21 protein-coding genes are annotated in these 22,732 nt (G+C 71.6%); 14 read left to right on the top strand and 7 right to left on the bottom strand.

Features of this window, described 5'->3' with window-relative positions:
- Positions 1-5: 5 nt before the first annotated feature.
- The 4 genes from ACFVUT_RS00105 (at position 6) to ACFVUT_RS00090 (ending at position 2,563) form a co-directional block, all read left to right on the top strand.
- The gene (locus ACFVUT_RS00105; protein WP_389641721.1) at positions 6-323 is read left to right on the top strand and encodes a hypothetical protein; all 318 of its coding nucleotides are present in this window, start codon (positions 6-8) and stop codon (positions 321-323) included.
- A gap of 187 nt (positions 324-510) precedes the next feature.
- Positions 511-1,032: an ATP-binding protein gene (locus ACFVUT_RS00100; protein ID WP_389641718.1), complete on the top strand. Its 522-nt coding sequence runs from the start codon at positions 511-513 to the stop codon at positions 1,030-1,032.
- Between the two features lie 136 nt (positions 1,033-1,168).
- Positions 1,169-1,738, top strand: coding sequence for a TetR/AcrR family transcriptional regulator (locus tag ACFVUT_RS00095; RefSeq protein WP_389641716.1), 570 nt, complete (start codon positions 1,169-1,171; stop codon positions 1,736-1,738).
- 243 nt (positions 1,739-1,981) lie between these two features.
- On the top strand, positions 1,982-2,563 hold the full coding sequence (locus tag ACFVUT_RS00090) for a DUF4865 family protein (RefSeq protein WP_389641713.1): 582 nt from the start codon (positions 1,982-1,984) through the stop codon (positions 2,561-2,563).
- Positions 2,564-2,725: 162 nt separating this feature from the next.
- Here ACFVUT_RS00090 and ACFVUT_RS00085 read toward each other — a convergent pair whose 3' ends face one another.
- Positions 2,726-3,940 (bottom strand): ROK family protein, encoded by a 1,215-nt coding sequence (locus ACFVUT_RS00085; protein ID WP_389641710.1) that lies wholly within the window; start codon positions 3,938-3,940, stop codon positions 2,726-2,728.
- 122 nt (positions 3,941-4,062) lie between these two features.
- On the opposite strand from ACFVUT_RS00085, the gene ACFVUT_RS00080 reads away from it, so the two are divergent.
- A complete protein-coding gene (locus ACFVUT_RS00080) occupies positions 4,063-5,277 on the top strand; it encodes an MFS transporter (RefSeq protein ID WP_389641707.1) in 1,215 nt (404 codons plus the stop codon).
- A 136-nt stretch (positions 5,278-5,413) separates the two neighbouring features.
- On the top strand, positions 5,414-6,163 hold the full coding sequence (locus tag ACFVUT_RS00075; RefSeq protein ID WP_389641705.1) for a maleylpyruvate isomerase family mycothiol-dependent enzyme: 750 nt from the start codon (positions 5,414-5,416) through the stop codon (positions 6,161-6,163).
- Positions 6,164-6,355: 192 nt separating this feature from the next.
- On the opposite strand, the gene ACFVUT_RS00070 is transcribed toward ACFVUT_RS00075, so the two are convergent.
- Positions 6,356-7,276 (bottom strand): LysR family transcriptional regulator, encoded by a 921-nt coding sequence (locus tag ACFVUT_RS00070; RefSeq protein ID WP_389641702.1) that lies wholly within the window; start codon positions 7,274-7,276, stop codon positions 6,356-6,358.
- A gap of 180 nt (positions 7,277-7,456) precedes the next feature.
- On the opposite strand from ACFVUT_RS00070, the gene ACFVUT_RS00065 reads away from it, so the two are divergent.
- The 3 genes from ACFVUT_RS00065 to ACFVUT_RS00055 are packed head-to-tail and all read left to right on the top strand — an operon-like array spanning position 7,457 to position 11,292.
- A complete protein-coding gene (locus ACFVUT_RS00065; RefSeq protein ID WP_389641699.1) occupies positions 7,457-8,254 on the top strand; it encodes an enoyl-CoA hydratase/isomerase family protein in 798 nt (265 codons plus the stop codon).
- A 45-nt stretch (positions 8,255-8,299) separates the two neighbouring features.
- On the top strand, positions 8,300-9,937 hold the full coding sequence (locus ACFVUT_RS00060; RefSeq protein WP_389641697.1) for an acyl-CoA synthetase: 1,638 nt from the start codon (positions 8,300-8,302) through the stop codon (positions 9,935-9,937).
- Entirely contained in the window at positions 9,934-11,292 is a 1,359-nt protein-coding gene (locus tag ACFVUT_RS00055) for an MFS transporter (protein ID WP_389641694.1), read from the top strand. Before ACFVUT_RS00060 ends, ACFVUT_RS00055 begins: the two co-directional genes overlap by 4 nt.
- A 106-nt stretch (positions 11,293-11,398) precedes the next feature.
- Here the strand turns inward: ACFVUT_RS00055 and ACFVUT_RS00050 are convergent, their stop codons facing one another.
- Complete coding sequence (locus tag ACFVUT_RS00050; protein WP_389641691.1) at positions 11,399-12,109, bottom strand: TetR/AcrR family transcriptional regulator; 711 nt, start codon at positions 12,107-12,109, stop codon at positions 11,399-11,401.
- Positions 12,110-12,236: 127 nt separating this feature from the next.
- Between ACFVUT_RS00050 and ACFVUT_RS00045 the strand changes: the two genes are divergently transcribed.
- Positions 12,237-12,689, top strand: coding sequence for a nitroreductase/quinone reductase family protein (locus ACFVUT_RS00045; protein ID WP_389641688.1), 453 nt, complete (start codon positions 12,237-12,239; stop codon positions 12,687-12,689).
- A 63-nt stretch (positions 12,690-12,752) separates the two neighbouring features.
- On the opposite strand, the gene ACFVUT_RS00040 is transcribed toward ACFVUT_RS00045, so the two are convergent.
- Positions 12,753-14,003, bottom strand: a complete 1,251-nt coding sequence (locus ACFVUT_RS00040) for a geranylgeranyl reductase family protein (protein ID WP_389643547.1) — start codon at positions 14,001-14,003, stop codon at positions 12,753-12,755.
- A gap of 147 nt (positions 14,004-14,150) precedes the next feature.
- On the opposite strand from ACFVUT_RS00040, the gene ACFVUT_RS00035 reads away from it, so the two are divergent.
- Positions 14,151-15,515 carry a dipeptidase gene (locus tag ACFVUT_RS00035; protein WP_389641685.1) on the top strand — a complete coding sequence of 455 codons (1,365 nt, stop codon included), beginning with the start codon at positions 14,151-14,153 and terminating at the stop codon, positions 15,513-15,515.
- Positions 15,516-15,676: 161 nt separating this feature from the next.
- On the opposite strand, the gene ACFVUT_RS00030 is transcribed toward ACFVUT_RS00035, so the two are convergent.
- A complete protein-coding gene (locus ACFVUT_RS00030; RefSeq protein WP_389641682.1) occupies positions 15,677-16,714 on the bottom strand; it encodes an NUDIX domain-containing protein in 1,038 nt (345 codons plus the stop codon).
- A 485-nt stretch (positions 16,715-17,199) separates the two neighbouring features.
- Here ACFVUT_RS00030 and ACFVUT_RS00025 point away from each other — a divergent pair, with 485 nt between their 5' ends.
- Both ACFVUT_RS00025 and ACFVUT_RS00020 read left to right on the top strand, forming a co-directional pair.
- Complete coding sequence (locus ACFVUT_RS00025) at positions 17,200-17,400, top strand: CsbD family protein (RefSeq protein ID WP_389641679.1); 201 nt, start codon at positions 17,200-17,202, stop codon at positions 17,398-17,400.
- A 356-nt stretch (positions 17,401-17,756) separates the two neighbouring features.
- On the top strand, positions 17,757-18,020 hold the full coding sequence (locus tag ACFVUT_RS00020; protein ID WP_389641676.1) for a hypothetical protein: 264 nt from the start codon (positions 17,757-17,759) through the stop codon (positions 18,018-18,020).
- 667 nt (positions 18,021-18,687) lie between these two features.
- Here the strand turns inward: ACFVUT_RS00020 and ACFVUT_RS00015 are convergent.
- Complete coding sequence (locus tag ACFVUT_RS00015) at positions 18,688-19,653, bottom strand: ROK family protein (protein WP_389641673.1); 966 nt, start codon at positions 19,651-19,653, stop codon at positions 18,688-18,690.
- A 180-nt stretch (positions 19,654-19,833) separates the two neighbouring features.
- On the opposite strand from ACFVUT_RS00015, the gene ACFVUT_RS00010 reads away from it, so the two are divergent.
- A complete protein-coding gene (locus ACFVUT_RS00010) occupies positions 19,834-20,862 on the top strand; it encodes a LacI family DNA-binding transcriptional regulator (RefSeq protein ID WP_389641670.1) in 1,029 nt (342 codons plus the stop codon).
- 329 nt (positions 20,863-21,191) lie between these two features.
- On the opposite strand, the gene ACFVUT_RS00005 is transcribed toward ACFVUT_RS00010, so the two are convergent.
- Positions 21,192-22,478 (bottom strand): DUF6986 family protein, encoded by a 1,287-nt coding sequence (locus ACFVUT_RS00005; protein WP_389641668.1) that lies wholly within the window; start codon positions 22,476-22,478, stop codon positions 21,192-21,194.
- Between the last annotated feature and the right edge of the window lie 254 nt (positions 22,479-22,732).

Raw genomic sequence — 22,732 nt, 5'->3', positions numbered from 1 at the left:
CAACCATGCCGGAAACGGAGTTCAACGCGTCGGGGGTACGGATCGAGCGGTGGGCCCGCTCGCTCACGAGGGCCGGGCAGGTGATCGTCAAGGACGGCAGGCTCGCCCTGCTGACCAGTTACGGACGGGAGATCGACAGCGCCCCGGTGGCCGCGGTGAGCGCGGGCAGGCCGTGGTTCTTCGGAGCCGATGCGGCCGTGGCGCGCCTCAACGGGACGCGGTACCGGCTGACGATGGGGCAGCGCAATCACGGCCCGGACAAGGCGGGGCCGGCCCTCAGGTTCCTCGAAACGCTGCGCCGTGCGGGCGGCCGGATGATCTGACGGAGTGGTGCCGCCGGACCACCGCGAGTTGCGCGGCCATGTCCCCTGAGCGACATTGGTCACACGTCACTCATGGTTGACCGGCGGTGACACCGTGACCCACGCCGCCGGGCCAGAAACAGCAGACGGCCATCTGCTGGATCCGTTCCTTCGTCTTCTTCCGGACCTATTTCGGGGAGTCGCAGCCGTGATCAGCGAGCCCAGCAGGCACTGCACGGTGGAGCTCCAGGCCCTGCCGTCGCGGATCGGTCAGGTCCGCAGAATCGTTTCGGCGCAATTGCGCTACTGGCATCTCGATCCTTTGATCGACCATGCGGCGCTAGGCGTCACCGAACTGCTGACCAACGTCCACCGGCACGCACAGCCGGATAAATCGTGCACCGTCGAGATCGAGCTGCTGCTCGAACGGCTGACCGTGTCCGTCCATGACCACGATCCGCGGATGCCGACCGTGCGTGAGGCCGGCGCGTCCAGCACGTCGGGGCGTGGGCTCGCACTGATTGCCGCGGTGAGCGAGAGCTGGGGGGTTCATCCGAGGGGCGAGGCGGGAAAGGTCGTCTGGTTCACCCTTCCGGCCCCTCCCCCGTTCACCACGGGACCACGGCATTCGGTGTACGGAGCAACCACCGACGGGCCGTTCGAGCTGGATGCCGTCATCTGCCTGGAGAGACGAGCCCCCTTCGCCGCCCGGTCCGCCGTGGTCGGCTGAGAGCCGCACCTGCGGCGCGCACCGCCGCAGGCGCCCGGCACAGCCCTCGACCGTGACGCAGCGCGCGGTGGGCCGGTGACCAGTCCCGTCCGCCGTGCCGCTAGAGACTGTACCTACTAGTATGTACAGTCTCCTCATGAGCACTCCTGAACGTCTGATCGAAGCCACGCAGGAGCTCCTGTGGGAGCGCGGCTTCGTGGGCACCAGCCCCAAGGCCATCCAGCAGCAGGCGGGCGCGGGCCAGGGCAGCATGTACCACCACTTCTCGGGCAAGCCCGATCTGGCGCTCACGGCCATCCGCCGGACGGCCGCGCGGATGCGTGAAACGGCCGGGCAACAGCTCGACGGGCCGGGTACGGCGTACGAGCGGATCTCGGCGTATCTCCTGCGTGAGCGCGCTGTGCTGCGCGGCTGTCCGATCGGCCGCCTGACGATGGATCCGGATGTCATCGCCAGTGACGCGTTGCGCGCACCGGTCGAGGAGACGATCGACTGGCTGCGCGGTCGGCTCGCCGAGATTGTTCAGGAGGGCCTGACCGAGGGCGAGTTCGGCCGCTCCCTGGACCCCGAGGACGTGGCGGCGACGATCGTGGCGACGGTGCAGGGCGGCTATGTGCTGGCCCGTGCCTCCGGTTCGACGGACGCGTTCGACGCGAGCGCCCGGGGGCTGCTCGCGCTGCTGGCCCCCGCTGACACCACCGTCTGACACCCGGGAGGCGGATCCGCGCCCGCACACCGCGAGCATCCGCCCCGGGAACTCCGCCCGACCGGCCACCCACGGCCACGGCACCGTCCGGACCGAGCCGGACGAAGGACGCGTGGGCTCGGCGCCGCACCGCGCGCGTGCGGACACATCTCGCGGTCGTCGAAGCCGCCGGGGACGGCGGCCCACGGCTTCCCCCGCGTCCGCGGGGCGACGTCGACGCATACCCGATCCAAGGAGCAGGCCATGCATGCCATGCAGTACGAGATCACCCTTCCCGCCGACTACGACATGGGGATCATCCGCGACCGCGTCGCGACCAGGGGGCAACTCCTGGACGCCTTTCCGGGCCTCGGCCTCAAGGCGTATCTGATCCGGGAACGCGGCGAACACTCACCGGTGAACCAGTACGCGCCCTTCTATCTGTGGGTGACGCCCGAGGGCATGAACTCCTTCCTCTGGGGCCCCGGATTCGACGGCATCGTCCAGGACTTCGGACGCCCCGAGGTGCAGCACTGGATCGGGCTGGCGTACGAGGAAGGGCCCGCGTCGGCCGCGCTCCCCCGTACGGCCACCCGCCGACGGACAGCCGTCCCCGCGTCGGTCGCGCCCGCGGACGCGGTGGGGACCGCACGAGAGGAGAGCAGAAGGCTGGCGAAGACCCCCGGAGCGGTCGCCTCGGCGCTGGCGGTGGACCCGCGCCACTGGGAACTGCTGCACTTCACCCTCTGGGAGCAGGACGCCCCAGAGGTGCCCGGCGACCGCTACGAGGTGCTGCATCTGAGCGCCCCGGAGCGGGACCGAATCGGGGAGGGAGAGCGGTGGTAGCGACCGTCCGCACGGTCCTCGGCGACATCCCCGGAGCGGAACGTGGCCGTGTGCGACGCACGAGGACGTCTTCGGGCCTGTCCGGCGGCTGAGAGCGCGGTGAGGCCGCCCGACGAGTGAGGCGTGAGGGGCAGCCGGGCGCCCGGCTGCCCGCCCCACCCGTCACGCGAGCGCGGCCAGTGGGTCGTCCAGCACCGGCTGCCAGGCCAACTCCGCCGCGCCCACCAGGCTGTTGTGGTCGAGCGTGCACGGCAGGATGGGCACACTGCCGCTGCGCCCCCACAGGCTGCGGTCGGCCACCACCGCACGCAGCCGCTCCGGATCCGCGTCCAGCAGCGCCCGGTGCAGTCCGCCGAGGATGATGCGATCGGGGTTGAGGATGTTGACCAGCCCGGCGAGCCCGAGGCCGAGCCGGTCGATCAGCTCCTCGGCCGCGCCGCGGACCGCCGCGTCCTCGTACTCCGTACGCAGCAGGTCGCCGGCCTGCTTGAGCAGCGACTCCTCCGGACCGGGTTCGCGACGGGCGGCGACGAGAAAGGCGAGCGGGTCCGTCTCGACGTCCAGACAGCCGCGACCGCCGCAGTGGCACGGGCGGCCCTCGGGGTTCACCGTGACATGGCCGACCTCCAGCGCCAGGCCCGAACTCCCGGTGTGCAGACGGCCGTCGAGGACGAGGGCGCCACCCACACCGCGATGGCCGGTCGCCACACAGAGCAGATGCTGGGCTCCGCGCCCGGCACCGTGCCGGTGTTCCGCGAGCGCGGTGAGGTTGACGTCGTTCCCGGCGAACGAGGGGCCGGGGATGCCCGCTTCCCGCACGCAGTCGGCGAAGATGTCGCGCACCGGGGCACCGGCCGGCCAGGCGATGTGCAGCGGGTTGAGCGCGGTGCCCTCCGGTTCGGCGACGGCGGACGGCACCGCGAGGCCCGCGCCCACGCAGCGCAGGCCGCTGTCCCGCAGCAACCGGGCGCAGTCATCGACCACTTCCCCGATGACCTGCGCCGGGTCCGCGGTGACGGTCACACGACCGGCGGCGGTGGCGACGAGCCGTCCGCCGAGCCCGACGAGCGCGGCCCGGAACCCGTCGGCGTGCACCTGTGCGGCGATGGCGACGGGCCCGGACTCCCGAATGGCCAGACGGTGCGAGGGGCGGCCCTGCGAGCCGGCGGCGGAGCCCGGCCGGGAGTCGACCCGGATCAGCCCGAGCGCCTCCAGTTCCGCGGCGACCGCGCCGGCCGTCGCCCGGGTGACGCCGAGTTCGGAGGTGAGGACGGCGCGGGTGGGGGCGCGTCCGGTGTGGACCAGTTCCAGCGCGGGTCCGAGCGCGCTGCGGCCCCTCTCCAGTTTTGTCCGGGTGGTGGTCACCTTGCCGTTCATGGGGGCGAGTCTCCCATGATCCGTGGGTGCCGCCGACGCTCCGGTGACGCACCCGTGCCCCTTGCCACCGCGTCGGGCGGGTCACCTTGCGCCCGTTGTCGGGGCGCCCCTATGCTGACTTTGTGCCGCCAATAAACAAACTGCGGACGGCCTTGCCGGGGGGACCGGGCGGAGACACCGCCCCGCTTTCGTCGGCCCGCCTTCGTACCACTCTGACCTTGTTCTTCGCCCTCGACGGCTTCCTCTTCGCCGGCTGGGTGGTCCGCATCCCGGCCATCAAGCACCAGACCGGGGCCTCGGCCTCCACCCTCGGCCTCGCTCTGCTCGGCGTATCCGCCGGGGCCGTGGTGACGATGATGTTCACCGGCCGGTTGTGCCGACGCCTCGGGAACCATCCGGTGACCGTGGTCTGCGCGGTCCTCCTCTCCCTGAGCATCGCCCTGCCGGCACACACGCACTCGGCACTCTCCCTCGGCCTGGTGCTGCTGCTCTTCGGCGCCGCGTACGGCGGGCTGAACGTGGGGATGAACAGCGCGGCGGTCGATCTGGTCACCGCACTGCGGCGTCCCGTGATGCCCAGTTTCCACGCCGCGTTCAGTCTCGGCGGAATGGTCGGTGCCGGGCTCGGCGGCCTGGTCGCGGGCGGCCTCTCCCCCGCCACGCACCTGCTCGCCCTCACCGTGATCGGACTGCTGGTCACGGCGGCGGCCGGACCGGCGCTGCTGCGCCATCCGGCCCCGGTCCCCGCCCCCGCCACCGACGGCGCCGAGAAGCCGCGGCGGCCGGGCGGCCGGGCCCGCCGCGTCGTGGTCCTTTTCGGCGTGATCGCGCTGTGCACCGCGTACGGCGAGGGAGCCCTGGCGGACTGGGGCGCCCTCCATCTGACGCAGGACCTGCACGCCCGTCCGGGCGTCGCCGCCGCCGGATACTCCCTGTTCGCACTGGCCATGACGGTCGGCCGGCTCAGCGGCACGGCCCTGCTCGAACGGCTCGGCCAGACCCGGACCCTCGTCGCGGGCGGCGTGACGGCCGCCGCCGGGATGCTGCTCGGCTCGCTCGCCCCGTCCCTGTGGGCCGCCCTCCTCGGTTTCGCCGTCACGGGCCTCGGTCTGGCCAACATCTTCCCCGTCGCGGTCGGCCGCGCCGGGGAGCTGGCCGGGCCCGGTGGAGTGGCCGCCGCTTCGACGCTCGGCTACGGCGGGATGCTGCTCGGGCCGCCCGCGATCGGTTTCCTGGCCGACTGGTTCACCCTCCCGACGGCCCTCACCACGGTCGCACTGCTGGCCACCGCCGCTGCGGCGCTGGGGTACGGGGCACGCAACGCGGCGCACACATGAGCGATTGAGTAGCCGTACTCAGAGCCTGTCGGGAACCGCTCGCTCGCCCTCGGCTGGTTCGCGCGCCTCATGCGGGGCGGCGGCCGGACCCGCACCGCCCACCCCGGGGAGACTGAACCGCTGGCACAATCCGGCCATGGAAATCGCTGATCACATCACGTCCCTGACCGTCGAGGGACAGCTGCTGGCAGCCGCCGCACAGGAAGCGGGTACCGCGGCACCCGTACCGACCTGTCCCGGCTGGCAGGTGCGCGATCTGCTCCGGCACACCGGGACGGTGCACCGCTGGGCGACCGCGTTCGTCGTCGAGGGCCACACGGCGTACCACCCGGACGGCGGGGAGCCCGATCTGGACGGGCCGGATCTGCTCGCATGGTTCCGCGAGGGCCACCGCCTCCTGGCCGATGCCCTGACGGCCGCACCCGCCGGACTGGAGTGCTGGACCTTCCTGCCCGCGCCGTCGCCGTCGGCCTTCTGGGCCCGGCGGCAGGCGCACGAGACCAGGATCCACCGGGTGGACGCGGAGTCGGCACGCGGTGGACAACCGTCGCCGGTGGCGGCCGATCACGCGGTGGACGGTATCGACGAGCTGCTGCTCGGGTTCCACGCCCGCCCGAAGAGCAAGGTGCGTACGGACACACCGTGTTCCCTGCGGATCCGGGCCACGGACACGGACGCCATCTGGACCGTGCGGCTCTCACCGGAACCGCCGCAGGCCGTACGGGAGGACGTGACACCCCATCCGGGCTTTGCGGACTGCGAGTTGAGTGCGACCGCCGAGCATCTCTATCTGACGCTCTGGAACCGGCTGCCGCTCACGGCGATCGCGCTGACGGGCGACCCCGGGCCCGCCCGGCTGTGGTGCGAGAACTCCCAGGTCATCTGAGCGTGACGGCGGGCCGGGGCGAGGGCGTGGACAACTCCCGGGCGCGTCGGCCGCGTTCGACGCCGAGGTGTTCGCGACGGCGCCGCGCGGGAATCGGCGGGCGAAGGACGGCTGCCGAGTCCGTGGGCTGATCCCGGACGGCCGGAGCCCGTCCATCCGGACGGCCGAGCGGCTGTGCGGGCGCGCCGCACGTCATCCGCCGGAGGGCGCGTCCGCGATGTGGTGACCGGCCTCGGCAAGGGCTTCCGAGACCGCTTCGGTGAACGCGGCGACCGCCTCGTTGTGCCGGCTCGGCACCCAGACCACCGAGGTCAGCCACGCGAGCGTCGCCCCTTCCAACGGTCGCCAGACCAGTCCGCCGGTGAGCGGCGTCACCGGAGCCTCGTTGAGGTGGATGCCGCGCCCCGCCAGCACCAGCCCGTGCACGAAGTCCGGATTCCGCGCGTGCCTGATCGAGCCGGGCAGGAAGCCCTCGTCCCGGCAGATGGTGAGCATGTGGTCGTAGAGACGCGGTGCCATCGCACGCGGGAAGATCACCAGCGGCGCCCCGTCGAGGTCCCTCAGCCGGACCATGCCGTCACCCGCCGCCGCGGGATGGTCCGACCGCAGGACCACACCGAGTTCACGTCGCGCCACGGGGCCGGACTCCAGGCCCACCGTGTCCGACGGGTGGCGGACCACCCCGGCGTCCAGCTCGCCCTCGCGCAGCCGCGCCAACTGCTCGTCCGTGGTGAGTTCGTGGAGGTCGATCAGCACATCGGGCACCCGGCGGGCGAAGCCCGCGGTCAGGGTCCGCAGCACGGTGGGGCCGGTGTCCGGAGGTACGCCGACCCGCAGCACACCCGCCTCACCCGGCCGGATCCTGCGCATCGCCTCGCGTGCGGTGTCCACCCCGGCGAGCACCGGCCGCACATGTTCCAGGAGCAGCGCCCCCGCCTCGGTCAGCTGGACGCGGTGCCGGGTGCGGTTGAACAGCCGAACGCCCAGTTCGCGCTCCAGGTCGCGGATGCGCTGCGACAGCGGCGGCTGGGCCATGTGCAGCCGCTCCGCCGCCCGGCCGAAATGCAGTTCATCGGCAAGGACGGCGAAGTAGCGCAAGTGACGTAGCTCCATGAGCGGACCATATCGTTCCGATATCACAGCCAGTCTCGATTGGTGTTGGCCGGATCACATCCCCTCCTGTTTGCATGACTGCTCACGGGGAGCCCGCTCGCGGACATTCGCCCGTCACCCGGTCTTCCGAGCGGCCCCGCCGCCTTCTTCCTCTGCCCATCCCGAGAAAGGCATGTCGTCATGACCGAGAACAGCACCGTCGTCGTCACCCACCACCCGGTGACGTCCGCAGCCGCCGACGCCTATGTCGCCGAGGTCACCCTGACGCGCCCCGACAAGCTCAACGCCTGGACGGCCGAGATGCGGAGCCGACTGGTCGCGGCGCTGGAATCGCTGGGCGACGACGAGCACTGCCGCGCGGTCGTCCTCACCGGCGCCGGGCGGGCCTTCTGTGCCGGTCAGGACCTCGCCGAAACGGCGGCCATCGATCCCGACGACCACGCGGCCGCCGAGGCGTGGATCGACGACTTCGGGCGGCTGTTCCGCGCCGTTCGCGGCCTGGACAAGCCGGTCGTCGCCGCCGTCAATGGTGTCGCCGCGGGCTCGGGGTTCCAGTTCGCGCTCCTCGCCGACTTCCGCATCGGTCACGCAGCCGTCCGGATGGGACAGCCGGAAGTGCTCTCGGGCATTCCCAGCATCACCGGTATCTGGGCCATGCGGGGCATCCTCGGCCGGGCGAAGACGGCCGAGTTCGCGCTCAGCGGCCGTCTCGTCGACGGCACCGAGGCTCAGCGGCTCGGCCTGCTCACCCGCCTCGTCGCACAGGACGAGGTCAAGGCCGAAGCACTGGCCGAGGCCGCCCGTCTCGCCGACCTCCCGCCCGGCGCGGTCGCCCTCACCAAGGGCCGGCTCCGCGAACTGGACGACGCGGCCCTCGACGACGCGATCGAGGCGGCCAAGAAGGTGCACACCGCCGCCTACGCCACCGGAGAACCCCAGCGCGAGATGGCCCGCTTCCTGGCCGGCCGCCGCCGCTGAGACCGCCACCCCGTCCCCGCCCCTCACCCGCAGGAGAGGTACCCCATGACCACCAGCGTCACGCCACGGACCGGTACGGTCCCCGAGGGCGAGAAGGCCTACCGCCGCCTCGTCGAAGAACACCGGTGGACCGTCCCCGACCGGTACAACATGGCCGCCGACGTGGCAGATCGGCATCCCGGAGACCGGCTCGCGCTCGTCTTCGAGGACCACACCGGTCATCGCGAGGAAGTCGTCTGGCAGCAGATCCAGGACCGTTCCCGGCAGATCGCCGCCCACCTGCACGCGCTCGGTGTACGCAAGGGCGACCGGGTCGCGGTGCTGCTCCCGCAGCGCCCCGACACCCCGGCGACCTACCTGGGCGTCCTGCACACCGGCGCCGTCCTGGTCACGATGTCGCTGCTGTGGGCCGACGAACCCATCCGCTACCGGCTGGCCGATTCCGGCGCCACCGTCCTGGTGACCGAGACCTCCGCCCTGGACCGTGCCGCCGGTTTCGACGGCACGGTCGTGACCGTCGACGACCCGGCGATCGACGCGCTGCCTCCGGTGTACGAAACGGCCGACACGGGCCCCGACGACCCGGCGCTGATCTTCTACACCTCCGGGACCACGGGCGCGGCCAAGGGCATCGTGCATGCCCACCGCACCCTGCTCGGTCACAACGAATTCCGCTACTGCCACGACCTTCGTCCGGGCGACGTGTTCTACGGAGCCGGCGACTGGGCCTGGTCCATGGCCAAACTCATGGGCCCTCTCCGGGCGGGCGCCGTTCATCTCGTGTACCGGCCCGCGGGCGGTTTCGACCCGGCGGGGCTGCTGGCCGCCATGTCCCGTAACAAGGTCACAACGGCCCTGGTCAACCCGACCTTCCTGCGTAAGATGATGCACGATGTCCCGGATGCGGGATCTCGTCACCCCCAGTCGCTGCGGGTGGTGTGCTCTTCGAACGAGCCGCTCACCCCCGATCTCATCGAGTGGTTCCGTGCCCAGTTCGGCGTCACCCTGCTGGACTACTACGGATCCACCGAGTCGTACCCCCTGCTGGGCAACTTCCCCGGCGTACCGGTCAAGCCCGGCTCCATGGGCCGGCCGCTCCCCGGCTGGGACGTCGCGCTGATGGACGCCGACGACCAGGAGGTGGCCGTCGGACAGCCGGGCGAGATATGCCTGCGCGCCGGATCCAATCCGCAGTTCCCGCTCGGCTACTGGAACCGTCCCGAGGCATCGGCCGAGTCCTTCGGCGGCTCCTGGTACCGCACCAAGGACCAGGCCGTCATGGATGAGGACGGGTACTTCTGGTTCCTCGGCCGCACCGACGACGTCATCAAGACGTCCGGTTACCGTGTGGGGCCCTACGAAGTGGAGGCGGTGCTGCGCGGTCACCCCGCCGTCGCCGACGCCGGAGTCGTCGGCGTCCCCGACCCGGTACGCGGCCAGGCCGTCAAGGCGTGGATCGAACTCAGCCCCGGCCACGAACCGGACCAGGCCCTGGCACAGGACATCACCCGCTTCGCCCGTGCCGCGCATTCCCGTTTCGCCTATCCCCGGCTGATCGAGTTCGTCGACGAACTGCCCCGTTCGGCCACCGGGAAGGTCCAGCGCGCCGCGCTGCGCGCCCGCGACCTCAGCCCCGCCGGCGCCGACACCGCCACGCCACCCCGGAAGGACGGACGGACATGACGACCGACAGCAGCACCCCGGTGTCCCCGCCCCTCTCGGCCGGGACCGCGGCACCCGCCGGTCCCGAGGCGCCCGACGTACGCCGCAAAGTGGCCACCGCCACCGCCATCGGCAACTTCGTGGAGTGGTTCGACTCGGGCGCGTACGCCATCATGTCCGCGACCATCGCGGGGCTCTTCTTCCCGCAGTACGACAAGACCGCGGCCCTGCTCGCCACGTGGGCCGTCTTTGCCGGCGGCTTCATCGCGCGTCCCCTCGGCGCCGCCTTCTTCGGCCGCTACGGCGACCGCATCGGCCGCAACCGCATGCTCGCGCTCAGCGTGCTGTGCATGAGCGGTTCGACCCTGCTCATCGGCCTGCTGCCCAGCTACGCGACGCTCGGCATCGTCGCACCGGTCCTGCTCTTCCTGCTGAGGGCCGTGCAGGGCTTCTCCACCGGTGGTGAGTACACCGGGGCCTCGGCCTTCATCATGGAGTACGCCCCCGAAGGACGCCGGGCCCGTTATGCCAGCGTGGTGCCGCTCACCGTCGGTTTCGCCTCCGTCGCCGGCGCGATGACCGGTTTGCTGATCACGTCCTCGCTCGACGAAGCCGCACTGAACAGCTGGGGTTGGCGCGTTCCCTTCCTGCTGGCCGGACCGCTCGGCCTGATCGGCCTGTATCTGCGCAGCCGCATCCAGGACACCCCGGTCTTCCGGACGTTGGAGAAGAGCGACGTGGTCCAGGAGGCGCCGCTGCGCGAGGCGTGGCGGGTCTGCCGACGGCAGGTGCTCACCCTGTTCGGGTACAGCATCACCAATGCCGTCGGGTACTACCTGATGAGCAGTTACATGATCGCCTACATGTCCGAGGAAGTCGGATACACGAAGTCGCAGGCCATGCTGACCAGCGTGGTGGCGATGCTGGCCTACAGCGCGGCCTGCCCGTTGATGGCCATGGCCAGTGACCGGTTCGGCCGCAGGCCGATGCTGCTCGTGGCGTGTGCCGGCTTCACGGTGGCCACTCTGCCCGCGTTCTGGCTGATCGGTACCGGGCTGGCGGGCGCGATCGTCGGCACGGTGGTCCTGGCCGTGCTGGTCGCCGTGATCGGCACCTCCAACGTGCCGGCGATGGTCGAGATGTTCCCCGGGCAGCTGCGGGCGAGCGGTTCGGCCATTGGCTACACCGCCGCCTATGTGCTGTTCGGCGGCACGGCACCGTTCGTCGCGACCGGTCTGGTCTCCCTCGCCGGAACCCCCCTCGCACCCGGCTTCTACCTGATGGGGCTCGCGGCGGTCTCCGCGCTGGTGGTGTTCTTCTCCTTCCGGGAGACGCTGGGCCTGCCGCTGGCGCGGACCACCGTGCTGGAGAAGTAGCGCCCGGACCGACGACGAACGGAGGCGGCCCCGAGACCCTGGGGCCGCCTCCGCTCGCCGTCGGTCCGGCGCGGGTTCGACCGGGAGTCCCGAACCCGGCGAAGTACTACTGGTCGGCCCCGCGGCCGAGCAGTCCGACCGAGCGGGCCAGTCCGGTGACGGCTTCCCGGAAGAAGGGCTCGCGCGCCTCCACCACCCGGTGGAACTGGCCGAAGATCTCGAAGGAGACCAGTCCGAACAGCTGCGACCAGGCGGCGATCAGCGGGACGGCGACCTCCGGGGGAAGTCCGGGGGCGAAATCGGCAACCATCCGTTCGGCCTCGGCCCTCAGCTCGACGGCGAGCGGCGGCACGGCGAGACCGTCCGCGCGGTAGGCCTCGCCGACGATGTCGATCAGCAGGACGCCGACGCGGGACGCGGGGCCGACCGTCGCTTGCGGCGCGGTGTATCCCGGCACGGGCGAGCCGTAGATGAGGGCGTACTCATGGGGGTGGGCCAGGGCCCAGTCACGAACGGCGTGGGCGACGGCGGTCCAGCGGGCGAGATGACGGGCGGAATCGGCCCGGACGGCCCGGTGGGCGGCCTCGGCCGCCTCGCCCAGGGAGTCGTACGCGTCGATGATCAGGGCCGTGAGGAGCTCGTCACGGCTGGGGAAGTAGCGGTAGAGCGCCGAGGACGCCATGCCCAGTTCCCGCGCTACGGCGCGCAGCGACAGCTTCGCGGCACCGTCGGCCGCAAGCTGCTTCCTCGCCTCGTCCTTGATCGCGGCGGTGACCTCGATGCGGGCCCGTTCCCTGGCTCCTCGGACAGTGCTCATGATCTCCACTCTGCCACGCAGAAGAGCGCCGATCAACAATGAGAGCAGTGCTCTTGATTTAGAGCACCACTTCCGTGCACACTGATCTCAAGCGAGAGCACCGCTCTCAAAACAGTGGGGGATCATCATGTCTCAGCCGTACTACCTCCAGGGCAGCCGGTTCAACGTCCGGATGAACAGCATCATCGGCCGGCTCGCACGGCACGGCGTCAGCCTTCTCGGCTCGGCCGAGATGTCGGTGCGCGGCCGCAAGAGCGGGCAGATGCAGCGCATCCCCGTGAACCCCCACACCTACCAGGGCACGCAGTATCTGGTCTCCGCGCGGGGCCACTCCCAGTGGGTGCGCAACATGCGCGTCGCCGGCGGCGGCGAGCTGCGCGTGGGCCGGAGGACCCGCACCTTCACGGCCGTCGAGATCGCGGACGACGAGCAGAAGGCACGGATCCTCCGCGCCTACCTGGAGCGCTGGGGCTGGGAGGTCAACCAGTACTTCAAGGGCATCACGGCCAAGTCCTCGGACGCGGAGATCCTGGCCGCCTGCCCGGACCACCCCGTCTTCCGGATCACCGTGGAGGGCTGACCGTGCGGCCCGGCCCCCGCTCCCGGGTTCAGCTGCCGGGGATCCGTTCCCGGACCTCGGCGGTCACCGGTCCATCGCCGACAGGGCCCGCTGTGCCAGCGGATGCGTACGGACCAGCTCCGCGAGCGATGTCGTCCCCCGGGTGATACCGGCGAACGCCTTCCACGCCGGGCGGAATCCCGTCAGCGCCGCGTGCAGCATTCCGGGACGGCGCTCGAACAGCTTCAGCATGCGCCGTCCGACCCCCATCTCGACGCCCAGCCCCGCCTTGATGGCGAAGGCGTAGTTGAGCGCCTGGCGTCGAGCGTCCACCGCGTCGTGCGACTCCGCGATCCGGACCGCCCACTCACCGGCGAGCCGTCCCGACCGCAGCGCGAAGGAGATGCCTTCGCGGGTCCACGGCTCCAGCAGCCCCGCCGCGTCGCCGCACACGAGCACCCGCCCGCGGGACAGCGGGGAGTCATCGCTGCGGCAGCGCGTCAGATGCCCGGAGGAGATCTTCGGCTCGAAGCCGGCGAGACCGAGCCGGGCGATGAAGTCCTCCAAGTACCGCTTGGTACCGGCCCCGTCGCCCCGTGCCGAGATCACTCCCACAGTGAGGGTGTCGCCCTTGGGGAACACCCAGCCGTAACTGCCGGGCATGGGGCCCCAGTCGATCAGCACCCGCCCCGCCCAGTCTTCCGCGACCGTCTCGGGAACCGGGATCTCCGCCTCCAGGCCGAGGTCCACCTGGTCGAGTTTCACCCCGACATGGGCTCCTATACGCCCGGCGCTGCCATCCGCACCCACTACGGCGCGGGCCAGGACCGTCTCGCCACCGGACAGCACCACGGCGACCGTGCGCCGGTCCGGCACGGCGGCGCCGTGCTGCTCGACCCTCGTGACGGTGGCTCCGGTACGGAGTTCGGCTCCGGCCTTCTGTGCCTCCTCCACCAGCCCCGCGTCGAACTCCGGGCGGTTGATGAGCCCGAAGAGCATCCGCTTGGAGCGGCGGGTCCGCGCCAGCCTGCCGTTGAGCGAGAACGTGACCGCGTGGATCCGGTCCCGCAGCGGCAGTTCGAAACCGGGCGGCAGCGCGTCACGCGTGAACCCGATGATGCCCCCGCCACACGTCTTGTAGCGGGGCAGTTCCGCCTTCTCAAGGAGCAGTACCCGTCGGCCGGCGACCGCCGCCGCGTATGCCGCGGAGGCTCCGGCCGGTCCGCCACCGACTACGACGACATCCCACACGGACGACTCTTCGTGCTCCTGTACGGCGTCTGCGTTCTCGCTGCTCACGATGTGCTTCTGCTCCCGATCCCACCAGTGGCCCATGCTGCTCACGGCATCCTACGGCGCGCCCGGCCCGGCCCCCGCTGTGGGAGGATCGACTATGTGTTCGCCGTACATGCAAGACCGCACACCCGGTGCGCATGTACCCCGATTCGTACGCATAACGTCGCACCCACGAGGAGCGTGCCCATGACCGCCCGTCCGATCTCCGAGACCATTGCCTCGTTGATGCCCCGCGCCAAGGCGGAGCTGACCGAGCTCGTGGCCTTCCAGTCGGTGGCGGACCCCGCGCAGTTCCCGAAGAGCGAGTGCGAGGCGGCCGCCAACTGGGTCGCCGACGCCCTGCGCGCCGAGGACTTCCAGGATGTCGCCCTGCTCGACACCCCCGACGGCACCCAGTCGGTCTACGGCTTCCTGCCCGGCCCGGCCGGTGCGCCCACCGTGTTGCTCTACGCCCACTACGACGTGCAGCCGCCGCTGGACGAGTCCGCCTGGCTCTCCCCGCCGTTCGAGCTGACGGAGAGGAACGGACGCTGGTTCGGCCGCGGCGCGGCCGACTGCAAGGGCGGCTTCGTCATGCACCTCCTCGCGCTGCGCGCCCTGAAGGCCGACGGCGGTGTCCCGGTCTCCGTCAAGGTGATCGCCGAGGGTTCCGAGGAACAGGGCACCGGCGGTCTGGAGCGGTACGTCGAGGCGCACCCCGACTTGTTGAGCGCCGACTCGATCGTCATCGGCGACACGGGCAACTTCCGGGTCGGCCTGCCGACGGTCACCGCGACGCTGCGCGGTATGACCATGCTGCGGGTCACGCTCGACACCCTCGAAGGAAACCTGCACTCCGGGCAGTTCGGCGGCGCCGCCCCTGACGCGCTGGCGGCGATGATCCAGCTGCTGGCGTCGCTGCGCGCCGAGGACGGCACCACGACCGTCGACGGCCTCGCCCCGGACGCCGAATGGGACGGACTGCAGTACGCGGAAGCGGAGTTCCGGAAGGACGCGAGGGTTCTCGACGGCGTCGGGCTGATCGGTACGGGTACGGTCGCCGACCGGATCTGGGCGCGCCCCGCCGTCACCGTCATCGGAATCGACTGCCCGCCGGTGGTCGGAGCGACACCGTCGCTGCAGGCGAGTGCGCGGGCGCAGATCAGCCTGCGGGTGCCGCCGGGCCAGGACGCCGTCCGGGCGACCGAACTGCTGACCGCGCACCTCAAGGCGCACGCGCCGTGGGGCGCCAGGGTGTCGGTGGAGCAGGTCGGACAGGGCCAGCCGTTCCGCGCGGACACCTCCAGCCCGGCGTACACGTCGATGGCGCGGGCGATGGAGGCCGCGTACCCCGGCGAGAAGATGCAGACGTCCGGAATGGGCGGCTCGATCCCGCTCTGCAACACCCTTGCCGCCCTCTACCCGGAGGCAGAGATCCTCTTGATCGGCCTGAGCGAGCCGGAGGCACAGATCCACGCGGTGAACGAGAGCGTGTCCCCCGAGGAGTTGGAGCGGCTGTCCCTCGCCGAGGCCCTGTTCCTGCGGAACTACGCGGAATCCAAGCAGGCCTGACACGGCGTCACCGGACCGGCCGGCTCCCGCGCGGGGGTCTCGACCTCGACCGGGCGCAGGCCGGGGCCTCGTTCCGACGGCCGACCGCGTCGGAACCGGCCACGGCCTGTTCCGGGCACGGCGATCCGCTCGCCGTCGAGGCGGCCGCCGTGCCGCGTGCCTCAGCCGACCGGGACTCCGGCCTCCAGGTTGAGCACGGTTGACCGCTCACGGGCGCGCAGCGCCCAGCGCAGTCGTTCGTAGCGGGTGGGAGGCAGCAACGTGGCCGCCTCCGCCTCCGTGACGAACCGCCAGCCGCGCAGTTCGGAGCCCGGCAGCAGGAGGCGTCCGGCGTCCGCCGCGGCCAGCAGGCCACCGTCGAAGAGCAGGCGCAGCCCTCCGTATCCGGGAGGAACCGGCTCCTCCCAGTCGATGACGAGCAGTTTCGGCACCTGTTCGAGGTGGATGCCTATCTCCTCGGCCACTTCGCGGACCCCCGCCTGTGCCGGTGCCTCGCCGGTTTCGACCACTCCCCCCGGGAACTCCCAACCGGGCTTGTACGTCGGGTCGACGAGCAGCACCCGGTCGTGTTCGTCGAAGAGGAGTACGCCGGCCGCGACGGTCTCCGCGGTCGGTTCGGGCGTCTGCACGATCTCGCACGCGGTGGCCGCTCCGGTGCGGACCGCGTCGGCTATCCGCTCGGCCGTCTCCTGCGGGGTGAGCGCGCTGGTGTCGATGGTGTGGGCGTCCCGGGTGAGCCAGCCGAGCGCCACCCGGTACGGCTCGATGTGCTCATAGGCCCACTGCCGGATCCGTTCGCTGTGCTCCGGGTCCTCGGCGAACTCCACCCGGCCGGCGATCCGTTCCCGCAGGATCGTTTCCTCGGGTGAGAGCAGCACATGGCACACCGGAATGCGCCGCGAGGCCAGCCCTCCGAAGATCTCGTCGCGGTACTCCTGTCGCAGCAGTGTCATCGGCACCACCAGCACACCTGACACCTCGGCGAGGAGCGCGGCGGCGGTGTCCACCACCAGACGCCGCCAGATCGGCAGGTCCTGGAAGTCCGTCACTTCGGCAAGTCTCTTCTGGGGCAGCAGATACCGCAGTCCCGCGCCGATCAGCTCGGGGTCGTAGAACGTGCTGTTCGGGATCAGATCGACCAGCTCGCGCGCGGCGCTCGTCTTGCCCGCACTGAACGCACCGTTGATCCAGACGATCACGCTTCCCCCTCTTCCGTAGCCCCCTGTGGCTTGCCCGCAACACCCTGCCGCGAAAACCCGACCGTGGCGATCCTGCCGAACGAATGGGGTGGCCGAAAGCCGTCGGTGAGCATCCCCCTGCACGAACCCGGGCCTCCCACGGCCGCGACGACGGCGGCGGGCGGCTGTCACGACCACAGGAGGAAAGAGGGCAAAGCGTGCAGCGTACGGTGCTGGAACGCATTCCGGCGGGAGAGCCGCGGGGCAGTCGGGTCGGCCCGGCGTTCCGCGCCACAGACAGCCACAAGGTCCGTCGAGGCGGGATCCCGTCCGCAGCCGGCGGGGAAGGCCGGGCCGACCGCGGCGAACAGGCTCGACGCCGGATACGGACACCGCGGCGAGACATGCCGGGGAGGCGCCTCGCCGACACCGCGGCCACGTCGTGCACCGTCCCCCGAACCGTCTTAGTTTGGTAGGGAAAGAATTCGTCCACGCGAGGAGTCGTGATGGCTCACGGAAGCGGCAAGGACAAACTCACGGGCAAGGCGAAGGAAGCCTTGGGCAAGATGACCGGCAACCGCCGCAAGGAAGCCGAGGGCAAGGCCGAACAGGCCAAGGGGCAGGCCAAGGAAGCATTGGACGACGCCCAGAAGCGCATGCCCGGAAAAACCGGCCCGAAGGATCCGCTGATCACCGACGACGAGTAGACGCAGACCCCGGGCCCCCGTCCGAGCGGCGGGGGTCCGGCCATGCCCGCAGGGGCCGCTCATGCCCGCACAGCGTCACGCTTCACGCGCGAAACAGGTGCGCGACGTCCGTGTACGCGACATAGGGCCCGCCCTGCCCCCCACCGCCCTCCGCCCGTCCTCCGCCCGTCCTCCGCGGACCCGAGGGGCCACAGGACCGGGGCACCCCCGGGAATCGTCGCGTCCCGCCCGTCCGATGCGAAGCAACCGCAGGGCCGGGACGTGTCGGTCGCCCCTGTCCGGGCCCTTGCCCCGGCCACCCGGCACGTCCGGGCCACCCGGATGCGCGCACCGCCGCCCCGGTCCACCCTGGAATCATGCCGACACCACCGATCACCATCCACGCACCCACGCCCTCCGGAGCCCGGCCCGTGAGCGTGCACGTCAACCATCGCGACGAACGGCTCGGGCTCGCGCACAGCGATCACGACCTCATCGAGTTCCTCGCCGACGCCGGGCTGTCGGATCCGGAGCGCATCCTCGACAACCCTGCCGTCGTCCAGTGGCAGGGAACCAAAGCGCACGCGTACGAAGCCACCCGGCCCACGGCGAGCGAGAGCGACCGCAAGGGTGCGCTGTGAATCGGGCGTCCGGCCGCGGTGCGCCGTTCCTCCTCGCGCAGAACTCGTGGCACGCACCGACCTCGACGTAGAGCGACGCGACGCCCCCGCCCAGGAGGCGTACGCCTGTATGCGACGCCACTCGGCGGACCGACCCGAGGGGCGCAGGAGACGCCGCCTCAGGGACGCGTGGCGGCGCAGGTCCACGACCTCAGCGGGTCAGCAGCACCCATCGGCCTGGCCGGCCTGGCGCGGGCCTCACCGATGGTGGCCGGGTCCGGTGGGCGGAGCGACTGCGAACGCCCCAGGACTGCACCGCGGTTCAGAACCTGATTCCGCCGTCCTGGGTGAGCAGCCACACGAGGACCACGACCAGGATCAGGAAGACGCAGCCGCAGGACTGTGACCGATCCGGGCCCTCACCCCGGGCCTCGCGGAACCTGCGTTCCGCGTCCGTCGGCCCTGTTCGTCACCCTCGTCACGCGCTCGTTCCTCTTCGTAGCCCCTGGCTCGCCCCCCATCAGTGGATCCTATTGGCGGGTGGCCTGCGCGGGACGTCAAGTGGCGGGTTCCACGCGCGGCCGGCAGGCACGGCCGCGGCAGTCGGCGGCTCCTGCCCGCACGGCTGCCGGACCGCGTCGCCCACCGCGCGCCGTCCGTTCGGAACTCGCCCGGCCACCGGCGGCGTTCAGCCGCTCGGCGCCGTCGTCGGCGAGGACCCGACCGGCCCGACCGACGAGGCGGCGGCGGCTGCGCCCACCAGACCGGCATCCGTGCCCATCTCCGCGGGAGCCACCGTGAGTTGCCGCACGAAGGAGAGCGTGGCGTAGCCGCGCAGGGCCCGGCGCAACGGGGCGAACAGGACCTCGCCCGCGCCCGCCACTCCCCCGCCGATCACGGCGATGTCGATCTCGACGAGCGTGGCGGTGGCGGCGATTCCGGCGGCCAGCGCCTGGGCGGCGCGCTCGAACGACGCGATGGCGACCGGATGTCCGGCCCGGGCGGCGGCGGCCACGGCTGCGGCTGTCTCGTCGCCGTCCGGGCCCGGCCGCCAGCCGGCCCGCAGGGCCCGTCGGGCGATGTTCGGTCCGCTGGCGATCCGCTCGACACAGCCGCGGGAACCACACGGACACGGATCGCCGTCCAGATCCACGCTGATGTGGCCTATGTGACCGGCGTTTCCGGTGGGCCCCGGGTGGAGCTTGCCGCCGAGGACCAGCCCTCCACCCACCCCGGTCGACACGACGAGACACAGCGCGTTGTCATGCCCCCGGGCCGCACCCAGCCAGTGCTCGGCCGCCGTCATCGCGACCCCGTCGCCGACCAGCTCGACGGGCAGCCCACCGGTGGCCTTCCGTACCCGCTCCACCAGCGGGAAGTCACGCCAGCCCGGAACGTTGACCGGGCTGACCGTCCCCGCCGACGCGTCCACCGGACCCGCGCTGCCGATGCCCACGGCAACCGCCCGCCCCCACAACGGCGAGGTCGTCAATTCGGCCAACACCTCCGCCACCGCACCCATGACCGTCTCGCCGCCTTCTCGGGCGGGCGTCGGCCGCTGCGCCCGTACGAGAAGCGCGCCGGCTCCGTCGACCAGGGCGCCGGCGATCTTGGTGCCGCCGATGTCGAGCGCGGCGACGAGGTCGGTATGCATCGGGGTGGACTCCGGATGGGTGAGGGCGGGACCTGCATCTTCAGTACACAGTCTGCATAGTCTCCCGACTGCTGACAACGTTGTCCAGGGCCTATGCTCGACGCCACAGCCTTCGGCCCGCTCCGCAGCACCCGACTGCGACCCGCCGGCGGCCCGCACCCGACGACAGGACAGCGCACCGTGGCCGAGACCGCCCGTCACCCCGAACCCCGCTACGGAAACCGGCCGACCATGAAGGATGTCGCCGCCCGTGCCGGAGTGGGCCTCAAGACGGTCTCGCGCGTGGTCAACAGCGAGCCCGGGGTCACCGCTGACACGGAGCGCCGGGTGCAGGAAGCGATCGAGGCGCTCGGTTTCCGCCGCAACGACAGTGCGCGCGTGCTCCGCAAGGGCCGCACCGCCTCGATCGGCCTGGTCCTGGAGGATCTCGCCGACCCCTTCTACGGTCCGCTGAGCCGCGCCGTGGAGGAGGTCGCCCGCGCGCACGGCGCTCTGCTCATCAACGGGTCGAGCGCGGAGGACCCGGAGCGCGAGCAGGAGCTCGCGCTCGCCCTGTGCGCCCGCCGGGTGGACGGACTGATCGTGATTCCGGCGGGCGACGACCACCGCTATCTGGAACCGGAGATGAAGGCGGGCATCGCGACCGTCTTCGTGGACCGCCCGGCCGGCCGGATCGACGCCGACATGGTCCTCTCCGACAGCTTCGGCGGCGCTCGCGAGGGGGTCGCACACCTGATCGCGCACGGCCACCGCAGGATCGGATTCATCGGTGACCTGCCCCGTATCCACACCGCCACCGAACGGTTGCGCGGCTATCACGCCGCGATGGCGGACGCCGGGATCACGGTCCGGGACTCCTGGGTCTCCCTCGGTTCCACCGACCCCGGGCGGGTCCGGACGGCGGCCGAGACGATGCTCTCGGGGCCCGAACCCGTCACCGCGCTGTTCGCCGGCAACAACCGCGTGACGGTCACGGCGGTACGTGTGCTGGCGGACCGGGAGCGTCCGGTCGCCCTGGTCGGCTTCGACGACATCGAACTCGCCGACCTGCTGGGCATCACGGTCATCTCCCAGGACGCCGCGGCCGTGGGGCGGACGGCGGCCGAGCGTCTCTTCCGCCGGCTGGACGGCGCGGACGACGCGCCGACGCGGGTGGAGCTCCCGACCACGCTCATCGCCCGCGGCTCCGGCGAGCTGCCGCCCCCCTGAGCCGGAACGCCGGCAGGCACCGCCCCGCCTGCCACGGGCGGGCGCCGCTCGCGCTTCCGCGGCCTGCGTGCGTGTGCGGAGGCCCGGGCGTCCGGCGGCGACGGGCCCAGGTTCAGCAGGACGGGAACATCGAAGGCCCGGTCCGCGGACGGCTCCACGGACCGGGCGAACCCGGCGACCGAGGCCGGATTTCGGAGATCTGCCGGGCCGACGGTTCGGACCTCAGCCCGTGCCGACCCGAGGAAGAGACAGCGCGGGCCCGGAGCGGGCGTGCTCCTGCGCCATCGCTGCGGGCTCACCGGACCCGGAGCGGGCATGCTCCTGCACCATCACTGCGGGCTCCCCGGGCGCGCCGACGCGAACGCGTCCAGGTCCGCGCGGGTCAGCCCGGTCAGGCGCGCGACCTCGGCGGTGTCGAGGGCGCCGCAGTCGATGCCGCGCAGGAGATACCCGCTGAGCGCCTTCGCCGTGGCGGGTTCGTCCATGACGTCGCCTCCGGCCTTGGCCACATAGGCGGCGAGCCGCGCGGCGGCCTGCTCGAAGCCCTCACGGTAGAAGGTGTAGACGGCCGCGTACCGGGTCGGCAGATGGCCCGGGTGCATGTCCCAGCCCTGGTAATAGGCGCGGGCCAGGGCGCGGCGGGTGAGGCCGTAGTGGAGCCGCCAGGCGTCGTGGACCTGGTGGGTGGGGCCGACCGGGAGGACGTTGGTGGAGCCGTCGCACACCCGTACGCCGGTGCCTGCCGCGGCGACCTGCATGACGGCCTTGGCGTGGTCGGCGGCGGGGTGGTCGGAGGCCTGATGGGCGGGGCTGACGCCGACGCAGGCGCTGTAGTCGAAGGTGCCGTAGTGCAGACCCGTGGCGCGGCCCTGCGCGGCGTCGATCAGGCGGGCGACGGTGGCGGTGCCGTCGGCGGCCAGGATGGACTGGCTGGTCTCGATCTGGATCTCGAAGGCGAGCCGGCCGGCTCGCAGCCCGTGCGTCCACTCGAACGCTTCGAGGAGTCGGACGAAGGCGGTGACCTGCTCGGGGTACGTCACCTTGGGCAGGGTGAGGACCAGCCCGTCGGGCAGGCCGCCGGCCCGTATCAGGCCGGTGAGGAAGATGTCCGTGGTCCGGATGGAACGGTCGCGTACCGCAGCCTCCATGCACTTCATCCGGATGCCCATGTACGGAGCGGCCGTGCCGTTCCCGTACGCCTCCGAGACGAGCCGGGCGGCGCGGGCGGCGGCCTCGTCCTCCTCGGCGTCGGGGCGGGGGCCGTAACCGTCCTCGAAGTCGATGCGCAGGTCCTCGACGGGCTCGCGCTCCAGTTTGGCGCGCACCCGGTCGTGGACGGGTCCGGCGAGAGCGTCCGGGATGCCGAGGACGGCGGCGAGCGAGGCAGCGTCGGGCGCGTGTGCGTCGAGGGCCTTCAGGGCCTGGTCGCCCCAGGAGCGGATGGTGCCGGCGTCGAAGGCGTCGCCGGGGACGTAGACCGTGTGGACCGGCTGGCGCGTCCCCGGATCCCCGGGGTATCGGCGGGCAAGCTCGGCGTCGACCGCGGCGAGAGAGGCTCCGATCTCCTCGCGGACCGCACCGGCGAGGCTCGTTGCCACCTTCTCCTGATGACTCATGTCCACACCCTCCGCAGCACGTCACATTCCGCTTCATGGAATCAACAGTCCGTACAGCGAAGCTATAAGTGCCTCGAACCTGCGTCAACGGTGATCAGAAACGGTCCGGGGCCGTGTGGGGTGATCACCACGCGGCCCCGGAGCGTCGGGGTAGGAAGCTCTGGTCGGGGTCAGCCCTTGCGGGACTTGATCTCGTCGGTGAGCTGGGGGACGACCTGGAAGAGGTCGCCGACGACGCCGTAGTCGACGAGGTC

It is taken from the genome of Streptomyces sp. NPDC058051 (assembly GCF_042885475.1).
GTDB lineage: Bacteria > Actinomycetota > Actinomycetes > Streptomycetales > Streptomycetaceae > Streptomyces.
This window is presented reverse-complemented; position numbering and strand designations above follow the sequence as displayed.

Bases quoted from the DNA above. Each gene is read 5' to 3' on its own strand.
- ACFVUT_RS00060 (WP_389641697.1), top strand. From the start codon at position 8,300: ATGACCACCAGCGTCACGCCACGGACCGGTACGGTCCCCGAGGGCGAG.
- ACFVUT_RS00035 (WP_389641685.1), top strand. From the start codon at position 14,151: ATGACCGCCCGTCCGATCTCCGAGACCATTGCCTCGTTGATGCCCCGC.
- ACFVUT_RS00095 (WP_389641716.1), top strand. From the start codon at position 1,169: ATGAGCACTCCTGAACGTCTGATCGAAGCCACGCAGGAGCTCCTGTGG.
- ACFVUT_RS00065 (WP_389641699.1), top strand. From the start codon at position 7,457: ATGACCGAGAACAGCACCGTCGTCGTCACCCACCACCCGGTGACGTCC.
- ACFVUT_RS00085 (WP_389641710.1), bottom strand. From the start codon at position 3,940: ATGAACGGCAAGGTGACCACCACCCGGACAAAACTGGAGAGGGGCCGC.
- ACFVUT_RS00075 (WP_389641705.1), top strand. From the start codon at position 5,414: ATGGAAATCGCTGATCACATCACGTCCCTGACCGTCGAGGGACAGCTG.
- ACFVUT_RS00025 (WP_389641679.1), top strand. From the start codon at position 17,200: ATGGCTCACGGAAGCGGCAAGGACAAACTCACGGGCAAGGCGAAGGAA.
- ACFVUT_RS00040 (WP_389643547.1), bottom strand. From the start codon at position 14,003: ATGGGCCACTGGTGGGATCGGGAGCAGAAGCACATCGTGAGCAGCGAG.
- ACFVUT_RS00070 (WP_389641702.1), bottom strand. From the start codon at position 7,276: ATGGAGCTACGTCACTTGCGCTACTTCGCCGTCCTTGCCGATGAACTG.
- ACFVUT_RS00050 (WP_389641691.1), bottom strand. From the start codon at position 12,109: ATGAGCACTGTCCGAGGAGCCAGGGAACGGGCCCGCATCGAGGTCACC.
- ACFVUT_RS00105 (WP_389641721.1), top strand. From the start codon at position 6: ATGCCGGAAACGGAGTTCAACGCGTCGGGGGTACGGATCGAGCGGTGG.
- ACFVUT_RS00055 (WP_389641694.1), top strand. From the start codon at position 9,934: ATGACGACCGACAGCAGCACCCCGGTGTCCCCGCCCCTCTCGGCCGGG.
- ACFVUT_RS00090 (WP_389641713.1), top strand. From the start codon at position 1,982: ATGCATGCCATGCAGTACGAGATCACCCTTCCCGCCGACTACGACATG.
- ACFVUT_RS00015 (WP_389641673.1), bottom strand. From the start codon at position 19,653: ATGCATACCGACCTCGTCGCCGCGCTCGACATCGGCGGCACCAAGATC.
- ACFVUT_RS00005 (WP_389641668.1), bottom strand. From the start codon at position 22,478: ATGAGTCATCAGGAGAAGGTGGCAACGAGCCTCGCCGGTGCGGTCCGC.
- ACFVUT_RS00020 (WP_389641676.1), top strand. From the start codon at position 17,757: ATGCCGACACCACCGATCACCATCCACGCACCCACGCCCTCCGGAGCC.
- ACFVUT_RS00045 (WP_389641688.1), top strand. From the start codon at position 12,237: ATGTCTCAGCCGTACTACCTCCAGGGCAGCCGGTTCAACGTCCGGATG.